The organism is Candidatus Accumulibacter phosphatis (assembly GCF_000024165.1).
Lineage (GTDB): Bacteria > Pseudomonadota > Gammaproteobacteria > Burkholderiales > Rhodocyclaceae > Accumulibacter > Accumulibacter phosphatis.
Map to the genome: position 1 here is coordinate 4,865,838 of NC_013194.1, position 13,796 is coordinate 4,879,633.

Sequence of the window (13,796 nt, forward strand, 5' to 3'; positions counted from 1 at the left end):
CAATCCGCTTTTTTCACCAGGCTAGGGCGTGTCGGTCGAACGTCTGCCGGTTTGCCGATCGAGTGCTATTGCCAGAGCAGCAGTTGTGCGTGCAGTTCGATCGCCGTTCGGTGCTCGTTTTCCGTCGATGGACCCAAGGCTCCGGAATGCGGCACGCACCGTCCTGATATGCCCCGTTATGGTGCGCGAAGCCGGGGAAACCCGGTTGACCTGGGATACTTCCAGCCTGCCTGACGCAACCGGCAGTTCCGCTTCAGCATCTTGGCGTCCAGCCGCCGGGTTACTGTGAAACAACGAAAAAATGCATGTAAACAGAACACTGAATCGGCAAGCGACGCGCGCCGGCCAGATCGCCCGTTGGAGTGAAAGTCGTTTCACTATTCGAAGTGACGCGACTCAGGTAGCGCAATGACCGATGGGCCGAGCCAGCTGTCAGGAAAAACCGCACGGTTGAGCAGTGGGTTCTGGAGCCAAAAGGGCAATTGTGGCTCGCTATTTGCTTTGATCCGAGAGAGACACGCTGTGCTGGCGTGGCAGTTTCGGAATAGTGGCGGCGCAGGATCGTCCGCCGCTTGTCAGGATTGAGAAGTCAAGGATTCTTGGAGAACAGTATGGACATCGTCAGTCATTTTGCCGCCCGCTTTGACCGCACCCGCGAAGAGGAACTCTCCCTGGAGGACTACCTGGCAGCGTGCAAACGGGATCCGCTGAGCTATGCCACCGCCGCCGAACGCATGCTGCGCGCAATCGGTGAGCCGCAGACGGTAGACACCCGCAACGACCCGCGCCTGTCACGCCTGTTCGCCAACAAGGTGATCAAGATCTATCCCGCCTTCGCCGAGTTCTACGGCCTCGAAGACGCGATCGAGCAGGTGGTCAGCTATTTCCGCCACGCGGCGCAGGGGCTGGAAGAGAAGAAGCAGATCCTCTACCTGCTCGGCCCGGTCGGCGGCGGCAAGAGCTCGATCGCCGAGCGGCTGAAGTCGCTGATGCAGGAGGTGCCCTTCTATTCGATCAAGGGTTCGCCGGTGAACGAATCGCCGCTCGGCCTGTTCGATCCAGGCGAAGACGGCGCCATACTCGAGAAGGAATACGGCATCCCCGGCCGCTACCTCAACCGCGTCCTGTCGCCGTGGGCGGTAAAACGGCTGGAAGAGTTCGGCGGCGACATCCGCCGGTTCAGGGTGGTCAAGCGCTATCCCAGCGTGCTCAAGCAGATCGGCATCGCCAAGACCGAACCGGGCGACGAAAACAACCAGGACATCTCGAGTCTGGTCGGCAAAGTTGACATCCGCAAGCTCGAAACCTATGCCCAGGACGATCCTGATGCCTACAGCTTCTCCGGTGGGCTGTGCCTGGCTAACCAGGGCCTGCTCGAATTCGTCGAAATGTTCAAGGCGCCGATCAAGGTGCTGCACCCACTGCTGACCGCGACGCAGGAAGGCAACTTCAAGGGGACGGAAGGTTTCGGCGCGATCCCGTTCGACGGCGTCGTGCTCGCACACTCCAACGAAAGCGAGTGGAAAGCCTTCCGCAACAACAAGAACAACGAGGCCTTCCTGGACCGCATCTACATCGTCAAGGTGCCCTATTGCCTGCGCGTCTCCGAAGAGGTGAAGATCTACGAGAAGCTGCTGCGCGGCTCCTCGCTGGCCGAAGCGGTCTGCGCTCCGGGCACCCTGCGGATCATGGCGCAGTTCGCAACGCTCACGCGCCTGAAGGAGCCGGAAAACTCCAGCCTGTATTCGAAGATGCTGGTATACGACGGCGAAAACCTCAAGGACACCGACCCGCGCGCCAAGAGCTATCAGGAGTACCGCGACTACGCCGGCGTCGATGAAGGCATGAGCGGCATCTCGACGCGCTTCGCTTTCAAGATCCTCAGCAAGGTGTTCAACTTCGACTCGACCGAGGTCGCCGCCAACCCGGTGCACCTGATGTACGTGCTCGAACAGCAGATCGAGCGCGAGCAGTTCCCGGCCGAAACCGAGGCGAAGTACCTGGCGTTCATCAAGGAACATCTCTCGGTACGTTACGCCGAGTTCATCGGCAAGGAAATCCAGACCGCCTATCTGGAGAGCTACAGCGAGTACGGCCAGAACATCTTCGACCGTTACGTCACCTATGCCGACTACTGGATCCAGGACCAGGAGTATCGCGACACCGACACCGGCGAGGTCTTTGACCGCGCCTCGCTGAACGCCGAACTCGAAAAGATCGAAAAGCCGGCGGGTATCGCCAACCCGAAGGATTTCCGCAACGAGATCGTCAATTTCGTGCTGCGCGCACGCGCCAACAACCAGGGCAAGAACCCGCTGTGGACCAGTTATGAAAAACTGCGCACGGTGATCGAGAAGAAGATGTTCTCCAACACAGAAGAACTGCTTCCGGTGATCAGCTTCAACGCCAAGGCCAGCGCCGACGACGTCAAGAAGCACGAAGATTTTGTCAATCGCATGGTCAACAAGGGCTACACATCCAAGCAGGTGCGCCTCCTGTGCGAATGGTATCTGCGGGTTCGCAAGAATTCGTGACCCGGCGTCGCTGACGATCCAGAGGATATCCACCAGTGCAACAGATCATCGATCGCAGGCTGGCCGGCAAGAACAAGTCGATCGGCAACCGCGAGCGCTTCCTGCGCCGCCACAAGGAGCAGATCCGCGAGGCCGTGAAGCGCGCGGTCGCCGGGCGTGGGATCCGCGAGATCGCCCAGGGCGAGGACATCCGGATACCTCGCCGCGACATCAGCGAGCCGGTGTTCGGCCACGGCCAGGGCGGGCGGCGCGAAATGGTGCACCCGGGTAACAAGGACTTCGTGCGCGGAGACCGCATCGTACGTCCTCAGGGCGGCGCGTCTGGTGGTGGCGGCCCGGGGCAGGCCGGCGACTCCGGCGAGGGCGAAGACGATTTCGTCTTCCACCTGACGAAGGAAGAGTTCATGCAGGTCTTCTTCGACGACCTGGCGCTACCCCGACTGACCCGCACCACGCTCGCCGAGACTCCTGAGTACACGACGCACCGCGCCGGTTTTTCCAGCGACGGGACGCCGAACAACCTGCACATCGTCCGTTCGATGCGCGGCGCCATCGGCCGGCGCATCGCTCTGGGCAGCGAGTCGCGGCGCCAGTTGGCCCATCTCGAAGACCTTCTCGAGGCCTTGCGCGAGCAGGCCGACACCCCGTCGCGGCGGCGTGACATGGCGGTGCTCGCGCGCGACATCGACGCGCTGCGCGCACGCCTCCTGCACATTCCCTACCTCGACCCGATCGACCTGCGCTATCGCAGTCGCGTCCGTACGCCAGTACCGATCGCCAGGGCGGTCATGTTCTGCCTGATGGATGTCTCCGGTTCGATGGACGAGGCGCGCAAGTGTTACGTCCCGCGATATCTGGAACTCTTCAACCCGAGCCATTCGAGGTTGAGATGATGGCAAAGTCCCACGCTGACGCCGGAAGAAGAGGTTCCGGCGTCAGCGTGGGACGAGAGGGCTAGAAGGGCTCGCCTGGAGGTATTCTCCAAGGGGCTTCGGGATCGTAGAGGTTCATCTGACGGCTGCGGTGGCGGCGAAGCTGGACGAGGTAGCGGGCCTCACAAGCAGCGGCGAGTTGGTGAAGGAACTCGCTGATCGCCGCCGCACTTTCGTCGGAGAGGCCGTCGGGGAAGAGGGAGTGAGGGCGGCGTTTCATCGCAACTCCTCGATAGCCGCTTGCAGCAGATCGTCGGGCAAATGATTGAGTGCGCGCGGCACCGCCAGACGCATGGCGGTGCGCAGGATGCGCCCGGCGTGGCGCGGCAGGCCCTTGCTGGCTTGGCGCAGGAGTTCCAGGCCGGAATCGGTGAGCAGGGTATGCGCACACCCGGCGCTCTTGAGGGCATGGCCGACGAGTTGCGCAAAGCGCTCGCGTTCGAGCACCGGTCGCAGATGCACGCGTGCCTGGATGCGGCCGGCGAGTGCGGCGTAAGACGCCCGTTCGAGGGTTTGGGCGAGGATCGGGTGACCGACCAGCCAGACAGTGATGAGATCGCGCGAATCGAAGGCGAAGTTGAGAAAAGCGGGGAAATCGCGGAAGAATTCGGGTGGCAGATTCTGCGCCTCGTCGAGGATCCAGACCGGCAGAAGTTGCTTGGCGTCGGCCAGATGATGGATATGCGCCTTGATGTCGCGCCACAGTTGGGCGCGACGATAACTCGGCTGAAGGCCGAGGGATTGGGCCAGGCACCGGTAAAGGTCTGCCCGTCCGAAATCGGTCTCGGCATGGTAGATGACTTGGTAGCGATGCGGATTGAGCTTGGCGGTCACGAGGCGCAAGGCGGCCGTCTTGCCCACGCCGGCCTCGCCGGTCAGCAGGCCGAGGCCCGGCGATTGCAGAAGCCACTGGAAGCGCTCGGCGAGTTGCGCCAGCGCACCGTCATCCCACAGCTCGGCGGCGTCCTTGCCCAGAGGCGGATGGCGCAGACCAAAGTGTTGCAGATACATCTTCAGTCTCCTTTGCGGTCGTAATACTGACGATAGGTGAGTTCGATCAGATTCGGGCCAGACGGCGAGGCGGGAGCGGCGTCTGTCGGGTCGGATTTATTTCGTTGGCGATCGAGATTGCCCAGGGCATCGAGCGGGGTCGCGGCGCCGATCCCCTTGCCGTGCTCGTCCTCGACCTCGATGACCGCCCCGCTATGCGGATCGACGACCAGACACACCGTCTTGCCGGAGAGTTCGAAAGGCACTTCGAAGCGCGCCCCCTGATACGACACCGTGCCATCCTTCCTGACTCGACGGCTGACGCGATACCGGAACAAGGCATCGAGCTGCGCGGCCAGCGCTCCCAGCGAACGAATCTTCGACAAATCCTGCTGGTAGCGCGCGAGCGGCGTCATCCCGTCGAGGCCGGCATGCGGCGTATGGTGATAGACCCGCTCCAGCCAGGCCCAGAGACGCGCATTGAGGTCCTCGAAACTGTTGATGTGGCGCTCGTCGAGTTCCGACAGGAACTGGTCGCGGCAGGTCCGGTGCCAGCGCTCCAACTTGCCCTTCACATGAGCAGCCAACTGCAGATGATGCAGTCGATCAGCAACAAGTTTTTCGGGTCACCCACCCGTTTCATCCCCTCTTTGGGCGCGAGTTCGTTCTGATCGAACGGCGCAATGCCTGGGGCGAGGAGCGCGTCTACTTTCACGATGACAGCGGCCGGGTGAGGCGCCTGACAGCCGCCTGGACCAGTGCAGTGGCGCCGGATCCGTTCGCCAGCGTGTCGGCCGGCCGCTCGCACTTCCGGGTCGACGACCTCTTGCACCTGGTGGCGCTGATTGTCCGCCAAAGCGCAGCACAGGGGTCGGCCGGGGCAAGCTCCCGGCAGCGCAAAGTGTCAAGAGAATAATGCCGGCAGTGTTAAGTGAATTCTGCCCTGCTGGGAGAACTGACGGAGGACTCGATGCCATGACTCCGTTTCCGATATGGCAAGACCATTACCAATCAGTGCGTTACGGCTCCAACTCAAAAATGGGTCTTTGCATCGGCCTTTGTGTGGCAGAATTATGCTTACAATGATCCCGCCCTCGAAGCCCGACCCCAAACTCCTCGCTCTCGCCGAGAGCGGAACCGTGAATCCGCACGCGCAGGACGTTCAGGATGCCGCCTTTCTCGACAGCGAGTTCTTCGATCCGCGGGACTTGGTACAGGTGCGTTACGAGATGCTGCGTCGTGTACGCACCGAAGGTCAGACCGTTGTCGATGCCGCCAGCAGCTTCGGCGTCTCCCGGCCGACCTTCTACAAGGCCCAGGCAGATTTCGAACGCGCGGGTCTCGCCGGACTGTTGCCGGTCAAGCGAGGGCCGCACGGACCGCACAAGATCACCGACGAGGTCATGGCCTTCATCGAGGCGGCACGTGCCCAGGAAGAAGGACTGGACGCACAGGAGTTGGTGGAGCGGATCGCAGAGCACTTCGGACTGGCCGTCCATCGGCGCACGGTCGACCGCGCGCTGGCACGGAGCAAAAAAAAACGCCGATGAAGCCGACGCTGATGACCGATGGCCAGACCTTGGCCGAGGGTTACGAGTCCTTGCGGCAAGAGACCGCCGAGAGGCCCGGCGGCCGTCACCGCTCGCCCGGGCGTGCACTCTTCCTGTTCAAAGGGATGGCGGCCTGGATGCGTGGCGTCAGCGAAACGGCCCCGAGTCCGGCCGCCGCCGCTCTGCGCAATGAGTCGAGGTTACCGGCGGGGATGGAACAGCACCTGATCAATCTGGTCGCCAGCATGGCGCTGGCGACGGCACGGGAGAGTAGGCCATGATGGGTGAGCAGCACGCAAAAATACAGGCGCGACACCTGAAGAGAAATGCCTATCTCTACGTGCGGCAGTCGACGTTGCGCCAGGTGCTCGAGAACAGCGAGAGTACCAAGCGCCAGTACGATTTGCGCGAGCGGGCCCTGGCACTGGGCTGGCGTCTCGATCAAGTCGTCGTCATTGACTCCGATCTCGGCCAGTCCGGGGCGAGTGCGGTGGATCGCGAAGGCTTCCAGCGACTGGTCAGCGAGGTCGGTCTGGGGCGGGCGGGGATCGTCATGGGCCTGGAAGTGTCGCGTCTGGCGCGCAACTCGACGGACTGGCACCGCCTGCTGGAGATCTGCGCTTTGGCGGACACGCTGATCCTCGACGAAGACGGTGTGTACGACCCGGCGCACTTCAATGATCGCTTGCTGCTCGGCCTGAAGGGTACGATGAGCGAGGCCGAACTGCACGTTTTGCAGGCCCGGCTGCGCGGTGGCATCCTCAACAAGGCTCGCCGCGGCGAACTCGAGATTCGGCTGCCGATCGGATTTGATTACGATCCGGCCGGGCGCGTGCGGCTGGATCCCGATGTCCGCGTTCAGGAAAGCCTGCGGCAGTTCTTCCGCACCTTCCGGCGTACGGGTTCGGCAACGGCGACGGTCAAGGCCTTTCGTGCCGAAGGGCTGAGCTTCCCGCACCGGATTTACCGCGGACCGCAGACTGGCGAGCTGTTGTGGACTGATCTCGAACACTCGCGCGCGCTCTGGCTCCTGCATCATCCGCGCTATACCGGTGCCTTTTGCTTTGGGCGGACGCGCGTGCGCAAGCAGCCCGATGGTTCTCATCGCCATCAACGGCTGCCATCCGAGGAATGGATCGCGCTGATTCGTGATGCCCATGCTGGATACATTACTTGGGACGAGTACGAAGAGAACCTCCGGATCCTGCGCGACAATGCGCAGGCACCTGCCACCGGGCGTGATCGGGGCACGCCGCGTGAAGGCCCGGCGTTGCTGCAAGGATTGGCCCTCTGCGCCAAATGTGGTGATCGCATGACCGTTCGCTATCATGTGAACGGCACACGGCGCGTGCCGGATTATGTTTGTCAGCGCGAGGGGGTCGAGCATGCGCAGCCGATCTGCCAGCAGATTGTCGGTGGCGAACTCGACGCGGCCATTGGCCGCTTGCTGGTGGAGGTCGTGACTCCGATCACCCTGGGGGTGGCGCTGGCGGTGCAGAAAGAACTGGAGAGCCGAAGCGAAGACAGTGACCGCTTGCGCCGTCAAGCCGTCGAGCGGGCGCGCTACGAGTCCGATCTGGCACGCCGCCGTTATATGCGTTGTGATCCCGACAACCGTCTGGTCGCCGATTCGCTGGAAGTGGAATGGAACCAGGCGCTGCGCAACCAGACGGCGGCCCAGGAGCACTACGACAAACAGCGCGAGAGCGAGACCGGGCTCGATGACCAGCAGCGCGCCGCCATCCTTGCGCTGGCGAAAGACTTCCCACGCCTGTGGAACGATCCCCATACGGCTGACCGGGAGCGCAAGCGGATGGCCCGGTTGCTGATCGCGGATGTCACCTTGCTCAAAGAGGCCGACATCAGGGCGCAAGTACGCTTCAGCGGTGGTGCGACGCACACGCTGCACCTCCCGCTGCCCAAGCCAGCCTGGATGCTGCGCCAGACGCCAGGCACCGTGGTCGCCGAGATTGACCGACTCCTCGAAGATCACACCGATAGTGAAATCGCGGACTGGCTCAACGACCAAGGCTTGATCTCCGGCGACGGCAAGCCCTTCCACCGCCCGATGGTTCGTCGTATCCGGATCGACTATGCGCTGCCCAGTCGCCACGATCGGCTGCGCGCGCGTGGCTTGCTGACCCTGCATGAAATGGCACAGCGTCTCAACATCTGTCCGGACAGCCTCAAGCGTTGGCGGCGCGCCGGCCTGCTCAAGGCCCACAAGTATGACGACAGGGGCGGCTACCTCTTCGAACCGCCTGGTCCTGACACGCCGGTCAAGCATCAACATCAAGGCAAAACCACAGGCAAATCAACCACCCGCGAGGGAAGTTTCCCCGCACATACCGCATGAGGTGCAATATGCAGCACACTCCTTGCCCTCGGGCGCATAGGGCCGGCAATAGATCAGGTGAATGCCCAGGCGGGCGCAGATCCCCTGCAGGGTCTCAGCGCGGTAGGCCGCGCCGTTATCGACGACGAGCTTGATCGGGATGCCTCGCTTCAGCAGCGCCTGCTTGAGCACCCCTTCGATGTCGAGCGCCGTTTCGCCGGGGCAGAAAGCGCTGTGAGCCACCAGACGTGAGGCATCGTCGAACAGCGAGACGAGATACCCCTTGACGAGCTTGCCCTCGTGAGGCACGCGGGGACCGTGCATCACATCGCCATACCAGATGGCGCCCGCGGAAGCGGCGACGAAGCTGCGCTTCTCCTCGGGCAGGCTGGCCGAGCCGCTGATCCGCGACAGGCCGTGCTGTTGCAGCAGCCGGTGGACCGTCGAGCGCGACAGGCTGCCGCGAGCCACCGTTCCGGTGGCTTCGAGCAACTGGCGAATCTGACGGATCGAGCGGCGCGGGTTGTCGCGCTTCGCGGCAAGGATCGCGGTCTGAATGGCTTGCGATAGCTTCGATTGCCCGCGGTCGATACGGGTCTTGGGTGTCAGGCCATCGATGCCCTGGGCAAGGTAAGTGTAATACCAGCCCTGAATCGTCTTCTCGGCAACATGGCGCCGACGCGTGCCGGGAATGGTGTATTCGCGCTCGGCCAGGGCGCGGATGGTCTGCTGCAATTCGCCGTGATCCAGCCGTTCCCGGCTGGTCAGCGAACCCAGGACGGACAGGCGAAACAAGGCGATCGGATTGATTCGATTCATGACGACTCCTCGGGGTGAATGGGAGTCGTCATCAAAACAAAAGGGCCGAAATAATGCCACGAGCAAACTGTGTGGGGACCCCGCCCGGGCGGGGTCCCCACCGTCCGCCACTCGCTCGGTGTCAGGAAATCATGGGACGCTCATCTCTTGATCGAGCCAGAACATGGCCCGCGGCAGACCCAGGCTGTTGAACACCTGGTGCCAAAAGCCGTGCGTGTCAACGGCCCGGCCGAGTTCGGCAAAGCGCACGCGCAGGTGAAACACAAAGTCCTTTCCCCGCTCCTGCAACCAGTTCCACCAGCGCGCGCCCGTGTGCCGGTCAGGTGGACCGCCGGGGTGCTCTGCCGCGCCGTTCAGCCGCTGCTGCAGGACTTGCTGTTGCACCGACCAGTCATACCAGCGTCGCGGTGCGATACATTCCGGCAGGCGCGAACACGTGCGTCGGCATCCGGCACAACGGTAGCGAAGGATGGGGATCGGGTTGAGCCGTGGCGGCACGGCTCGGCGGTCGGCCTTTCGCTCATAGTGACCATGCTGATGGACCACTCCCAGCCCGCAGTGCGGGCACGACTTCGGTCGATACACTTCAGCGGCCTTTTGAGTCGTCTCAACGTGCTGCTCAAGCGTGGTGATGCCGGCTACAATTCGTTGCATGGGCTGGGCTCTTTTCTATCTCGGTCGTCTCGATAACTTCCCACGATAGCAGAGGTGTTCCAGCCCTTCTCCGTCCTTCTTCATTCCGCCTTCGCTCAGGAGATCCTTCGATCTTCCTGCTCAAAGTACGCGCGATATTCAAAGCCCTTCAATCCCGTTTAGGGGCGGACGTAACAGCAAGGATCTCGCCAAGCGCTTCTTCATCCTGCTCTACCTGTTCCTGACCCGGCATTATCAGAAGATCGACCTGGTCTTCATCCGCCATCACACGCAGGCTCAGGAAGTCGACGAACACGACTTCTTCCACGCGACGGAAACCGGCGGCACCGTCGTGTCGAGCGCGCTGGTCCTGATGGAACAGATCATTCGTGCCCGCTACCCGAGCAGCGAATGGAACATCTACGGCGCGCACGCCAGCGACGGCGACAACTGGCATGACGACAGCGCACGCTGCCGCGAACTGCTGGAAAAGGACATCCTGCCGCTGTGTCGCTACTTTGCCTATATCCAGGTGGTCGAGCAGGAGCAGAACCTGTGGCACGAGTATGCGGCGCTGGCCGAGGCTGCCGATGCATTCGCGATGCGCAAGGCGAGCACGGCCGACCAGATCTATCCTGTCTTTCGCGACCTGTTCAGCAAGGAAGGACGAAGCACATGAGCGACACGTTCAAGCGGCAGGCTGGGCAGGCGAGCACACCGAACGCGCATGCCGGCCGCCGCCCGCATGCGCCACTGCCGGCGCCAAGTGACTGGACCTTCGATCTGCTCGACCAGTACCACAAGGTCATCCGCGCCACCGCCAGGCGCTTCGGTCTCGACACCTATCCGAACCAGCTCGAGATCATCACGGCCGAACAGATGATGGATGCCTACGCGTCGGTCGGCATGCCGGTCAACTACCGCCACTGGAGCTATGGCAAGGAGTTCATTGCCACCGACAAGAACTACCGGCGCGGCCAGATGGGCCTGGCTTACGAGATCGTCATCAATGCCAACCCGTGTATCAGTTACCTGATGGAAGAAAACACGATGGCCATGCAGGCGCTGGTGATCGCGCATGCGGCCTACGGCCACAACAGCTTCTTCAAGGGCAACTACCTGTTCCGGATGTGGACCGACGCCTCATCGATCATCGACTATCTCGTCTACGCGAAGGACTACGTGGCGACCTGCGAAGAACGCCACGGCCTGGACGCGGTCGAGTTGTTGCTTGACAGTTGCCATGCGCTGATGAACTACGGCGTTGATCGCTATCGCCGGCCGAGCAAGTTGAGCCTGGCCGAGGAACGGGCACGCGTCGAGGACCGCGAGATCTACGCTCAACAGCAGGTGAATGAAATCTGGCGCACGCTGCCGCTGCGACCGAAAACGGAGGCCGCCGAGAGGGAGCCGATGCGCTTTCCCGCCGAACCCCAGGAAAACCTGTTGTACTTCATCGAGAAGAACGCGCCGCTCCTCGAACCGTGGCAGCGCGAAGTCGTACGCATCGTCCGCAAGGTGGCGCAGTACTTCTACCCGCAGCGGCAAACCCAGGTCATGAACGAAGGCTGGGCGACCTTCTGGCACCATCACCTGCTGAACACCATGTATGACGATGGCCATCTCGCCGACGGCCTGATGATCGAATGGCTCACCTCGCATACCAACGTGGTGTTTCAGCCGCTGGTTGGCCACCCGGCCTACAAGGGGATCAACCCCTATGCGCTGGGCTTTGCCATGTACACGGACATCAAGCGCATCTGCGAAGCGCCGACCGACGAAGACCGCAGCTGGTTTCCGGATCTCGCCGGCAGCGACTGGCTGGCCACGCTGGATCACGCGATGCGCAACTTCAAGGACGAAAGCTTCATCGGCCAGTTCCTGTCGCCGCGCCTGATGCGCGCCTTTCGCCTGTTCGCCATCGTCGACGACGAGAAGGCGCCAACGCTGGAGGTTTCTGCCATTCACGACGAAGCCGGCTATCGCGCCCTGCGCGAGGCCGTGTCACGCCAGTATGACCTGGGGACGCGCGAGCCCAATATCCAGGTGTGGAGCGTGAACCTGCGCGGCGACCGCTCGCTCATCCTGCGTCATACGCAGCACCACGACCGCCCGCTGCATGACAGCGCCGAAGAGGTGCTCAAGCATGTCGCGCGCCTGTGGGGCTTCCCGGTGCATCTCGAAAGCGTCGATAGCAACGGCAAGCTGTCGCGCAGTTGGGAGGTCGCTCCCGCGACCGCCTGAAGCCGCGACGGGATCAATCAAGAGTTAGTTCCAACATTCAGCATGACAATGCTACGGCAGGTTGTGTATCCGCTTTTGCCGCAGCCTTTGCGAAAGCCTTATCGAATGTTTGAAAGACACCGGCATCGGCGCTCTGCGCAAGGTGCACCGCATCCGCGAAGTCGAAGCCGGCGGCGTACCACTGGAGTGCGCCCAGCAGCGCTTCAGGTTTGAGGCGGCGCGAAGTGTTCGAGGCCGCATAGCTGGCTCAGTGCCTGCACGATGTCTTCGCGCGCACAGTCGCAGGACTCCAGCACCCAGACGAGTTCAAGGAACACCGGGAGGGGTACGGTGCAGCTCTGCGGCCCGCTTAGCAAATCCTCGGCGAGCCGGGCCTGCGCGGGTTAGTCGTTGCGCAGGTGGCGTGCGAGGATATTGGTGTCGAGCGCGATCATGGCGAGTTGCGTGCCTTGAGCCGTGACTTGATGCTGGCCTTGATCGCGTCTTCGTCAGGCAGCTTGCCGCCTGGCTTGGCGAGTGCACCGCGCAGTGCGGCAGGCGTGGTGACCGGAAAGGCTTGCACGGGCACCAGACTCACGCCCAGCGCGGAAGCGGACACGAAAAACTCCGCGCCGGCCTGCAGATGCAGTTGGTCGCGAACGGCCTTGGGAATGACGATCTGGCCTTTGCTGGAGAGTCTGACCGTTGCCATGGGCGCTCCTGATTGGCAAGACGATTCATCTTACTTCGTCAGTGGGGCAGTTGCTACCCGTCTTGGCAAAGCCCCGGATTCCGTATGGCCGCATCCGGCACTGCCGTGGCCGGGTTACTGACGCGGCAGCGGGTCGTTGCCGGTGGCTGCCAGCCAGGCGTCGTAGCCTCCGTGCAGCACCCTTACCGAGAGGTAGCCGTCGTTGAGCAGACGGCGTGCCGCCGCGATGGCTCCCGCGTCTTCCGGACAGGCGCACAGGGTGACGATGGGTTGGCTCCTGGGCCAGTCGCCCACCGCGTCGTCGAGACGGTCGTGCTCGGCGACCGTGGCGCCAGGCACAGCGTCCGTTTCGGCGATCATCGTGGCCCCTCGCAGGTCGAGGATCAGCGGCCGCTGTTCTGTGCGCAAGGCCTCGATCAGTTCGTCCGGGGTGATGTGCGGGACAGTGCAGGATTTTCTGAAACGATACTTCTGCCACAGTTTCCACCCCAGCCAGGCGCCAATCAGTGGCAACACGACGGCAAGCGCCGTGCCGGTGTGCCGGTCGAGCGCACCGATGGCGGCCTGGACGGCGTCCTTGAGCAGCCAGCCGGCGCCGAGCGCCAGCCCTGCCCACAGGCAGGCGCCCGCGCCGGCGGCGAGCAGAAAGCCCGGCAGGTGCATGCGCAGCGCGCCGGCGATGGGAGGCGCAACCGTCGAAAAGCCGGGGATGAACTTCGCGACGACGAGCGACGAGACCCCCCAGCGGATGAAACGAGCCTCGGTCTGGCTGACGCAGGAGGCGGGGTTGATCGAGAGCTTGCACAGCCCGGCCAGCGCGCGATAACCGAAGAATTTCCCGGCCCGGTACCAGAGCAAGTCGGCGATGAGGGAGGCGACGATGGCGGCCGCCAGCACCTGGCCCAGATGCCCCGGGGTTGCCGCCAGGCTACCGGCCAGCAGCAGAGTCGGCAGGGCCGGGACCGGCAACCCCACCTGTTGCAGCAGGACATTCACGAACACGACCGTGACGGCATCCTGCTGAACGGCCTGGCTGATCTGGGAAAGTTCCATCATGGCTCCCTAGAC

Annotated in this window: 11 protein-coding genes and 4 pseudogenes; 8 read left to right on the forward strand and 7 right to left on the reverse strand. The window is 62.9% G+C overall.

Annotated features, from left to right (window positions below; genetic code table 11):
* Positions 1-611 precede the first annotated feature (611 nt).
* Complete coding sequence (locus CAP2UW1_RS21225; RefSeq protein WP_015768674.1) at positions 612-2,534, forward strand: PrkA family serine protein kinase; 1,923 nt, start codon at positions 612-614, stop codon at positions 2,532-2,534.
* A 35-nt stretch (positions 2,535-2,569) separates the two neighbouring features.
* Positions 2,570-3,397, forward strand: a pseudogene (locus tag CAP2UW1_RS21230) (DUF444 family protein); the annotation flags it as partial.
* A gap of 91 nt (positions 3,398-3,488) precedes the next feature.
* Here the strand turns inward: CAP2UW1_RS21230 and CAP2UW1_RS21235 are convergent.
* From CAP2UW1_RS21235 to CAP2UW1_RS21245, 3 genes and pseudogenes are all read right to left on the reverse strand, one after another.
* Positions 3,489-3,686, reverse strand: a complete 198-nt coding sequence (locus CAP2UW1_RS21235) for a hypothetical protein (protein WP_012806121.1) — start codon at positions 3,684-3,686, stop codon at positions 3,489-3,491.
* The gene (locus CAP2UW1_RS21240) at positions 3,683-4,477 is read right to left on the reverse strand and encodes an ExeA family protein (RefSeq protein ID WP_012806122.1); all 795 of its coding nucleotides are present in this window, start codon (positions 4,475-4,477) and stop codon (positions 3,683-3,685) included. Before CAP2UW1_RS21240 ends, CAP2UW1_RS21235 begins: the two co-directional genes overlap by 4 nt.
* 2 nt (positions 4,478-4,479) lie before the next feature.
* Positions 4,480-5,028, reverse strand: a pseudogene (locus tag CAP2UW1_RS21245) (Mu transposase C-terminal domain-containing protein); the annotation flags it as partial.
* 98 nt (positions 5,029-5,126) lie between these two features.
* Between CAP2UW1_RS21245 and CAP2UW1_RS24845 the strand changes: the two are divergent.
* The 4 genes from CAP2UW1_RS24845 to CAP2UW1_RS21265 all read left to right on the forward strand — a co-directional run bounded on the left by CAP2UW1_RS24845 (position 5,127) and on the right by CAP2UW1_RS21265 (position 8,362).
* Positions 5,127-5,372: a DUF5372 family protein gene (locus CAP2UW1_RS24845; RefSeq protein WP_412566877.1), complete on the forward strand. Its 246-nt coding sequence runs from the start codon at positions 5,127-5,129 to the stop codon at positions 5,370-5,372.
* A 166-nt stretch (positions 5,373-5,538) separates the two neighbouring features.
* On the forward strand, positions 5,539-6,006 hold the full coding sequence (locus CAP2UW1_RS21255; protein WP_012806740.1) for a helix-turn-helix domain-containing protein: 468 nt from the start codon (positions 5,539-5,541) through the stop codon (positions 6,004-6,006).
* Positions 6,003-6,287 (forward strand): hypothetical protein, encoded by a 285-nt coding sequence (locus CAP2UW1_RS21260; protein WP_012806739.1) that lies wholly within the window; start codon positions 6,003-6,005, stop codon positions 6,285-6,287. The genes CAP2UW1_RS21255 and CAP2UW1_RS21260 overlap by 4 nt, the downstream gene beginning before the upstream one ends.
* Positions 6,284-8,362 (forward strand): recombinase family protein, encoded by a 2,079-nt coding sequence (locus tag CAP2UW1_RS21265; RefSeq protein WP_012806738.1) that lies wholly within the window; start codon positions 6,284-6,286, stop codon positions 8,360-8,362. The genes CAP2UW1_RS21260 and CAP2UW1_RS21265 overlap by 4 nt, the downstream gene beginning before the upstream one ends.
* Positions 8,363-8,383: 21 nt before the next feature.
* Here CAP2UW1_RS21265 and CAP2UW1_RS21270 read toward each other — a convergent pair.
* Together CAP2UW1_RS21270 and CAP2UW1_RS21275 are read right to left on the reverse strand one after the other, a co-directional pair.
* A pseudogene (locus tag CAP2UW1_RS21270) lies at positions 8,384-9,160 on the reverse strand (DDE-type integrase/transposase/recombinase); the annotation flags it as partial.
* Between the two features lie 129 nt (positions 9,161-9,289).
* Positions 9,290-9,814, reverse strand: a complete 525-nt coding sequence (locus tag CAP2UW1_RS21275) for a DUF6431 domain-containing protein (RefSeq protein WP_012806124.1) — start codon at positions 9,812-9,814, stop codon at positions 9,290-9,292.
* Between the two features lie 178 nt (positions 9,815-9,992).
* Here CAP2UW1_RS21275 and CAP2UW1_RS21280 point away from each other — a divergent pair.
* Positions 9,993-10,472, forward strand: a pseudogene (locus tag CAP2UW1_RS21280) (DUF444 family protein); the annotation flags it as partial.
* Positions 10,469-12,037 carry a SpoVR family protein gene (locus tag CAP2UW1_RS21285; protein WP_015768675.1) on the forward strand — a complete coding sequence of 523 codons (1,569 nt, stop codon included), beginning with the start codon at positions 10,469-10,471 and terminating at the stop codon, positions 12,035-12,037. The pseudogene CAP2UW1_RS21280 and the gene CAP2UW1_RS21285, both read left to right, overlap by 4 nt.
* A gap of 430 nt (positions 12,038-12,467) precedes the next feature.
* On the opposite strand, the gene CAP2UW1_RS25815 is transcribed toward CAP2UW1_RS21285, so the two are convergent.
* Together CAP2UW1_RS25815 and CAP2UW1_RS21295 are read right to left on the reverse strand one after the other, a co-directional pair.
* The gene (locus CAP2UW1_RS25815) at positions 12,468-12,728 is read right to left on the reverse strand and encodes an AbrB/MazE/SpoVT family DNA-binding domain-containing protein (protein WP_015768676.1); all 261 of its coding nucleotides are present in this window, start codon (positions 12,726-12,728) and stop codon (positions 12,468-12,470) included.
* 114 nt (positions 12,729-12,842) lie between these two features.
* Positions 12,843-13,781: a VTT domain-containing protein gene (locus CAP2UW1_RS21295; RefSeq protein ID WP_015768677.1), complete on the reverse strand. Its 939-nt coding sequence runs from the start codon at positions 13,779-13,781 to the stop codon at positions 12,843-12,845.
* Positions 13,782-13,796 lie beyond the last annotated feature (15 nt).

What these genes read in the sequence shown, in the direction of transcription:
- CAP2UW1_RS21225 (WP_015768674.1), top strand. Translation starts at nt 612, where the DNA reads ATGGACATCGTCAGTCATTTTGCCGCCCGCTTTGACCGCACCCGCGAA.
- CAP2UW1_RS21235 (WP_012806121.1), bottom strand. Translation starts at nt 3,686, where the DNA reads ATGAAACGCCGCCCTCACTCCCTCTTCCCCGACGGCCTCTCCGACGAA.
- CAP2UW1_RS21240 (WP_012806122.1), bottom strand. Translation starts at nt 4,477, where the DNA reads ATGTATCTGCAACACTTTGGTCTGCGCCATCCGCCTCTGGGCAAGGAC.
- CAP2UW1_RS21255 (WP_012806740.1), top strand. Translation starts at nt 5,539, where the DNA reads ATGATCCCGCCCTCGAAGCCCGACCCCAAACTCCTCGCTCTCGCCGAG.
- CAP2UW1_RS21260 (WP_012806739.1), top strand. Translation starts at nt 6,003, where the DNA reads ATGAAGCCGACGCTGATGACCGATGGCCAGACCTTGGCCGAGGGTTAC.
- CAP2UW1_RS21265 (WP_012806738.1), top strand. Translation starts at nt 6,284, where the DNA reads ATGATGGGTGAGCAGCACGCAAAAATACAGGCGCGACACCTGAAGAGA.
- CAP2UW1_RS21275 (WP_012806124.1), bottom strand. Translation starts at nt 9,814, where the DNA reads ATGCAACGAATTGTAGCCGGCATCACCACGCTTGAGCAGCACGTTGAG.
- CAP2UW1_RS21285 (WP_015768675.1), top strand. Translation starts at nt 10,469, where the DNA reads ATGAGCGACACGTTCAAGCGGCAGGCTGGGCAGGCGAGCACACCGAAC.
- CAP2UW1_RS25815 (WP_015768676.1), bottom strand. Translation starts at nt 12,728, where the DNA reads ATGGCAACGGTCAGACTCTCCAGCAAAGGCCAGATCGTCATTCCCAAG.
- CAP2UW1_RS21295 (WP_015768677.1), bottom strand. Translation starts at nt 13,781, where the DNA reads ATGGAACTTTCCCAGATCAGCCAGGCCGTTCAGCAGGATGCCGTCACG.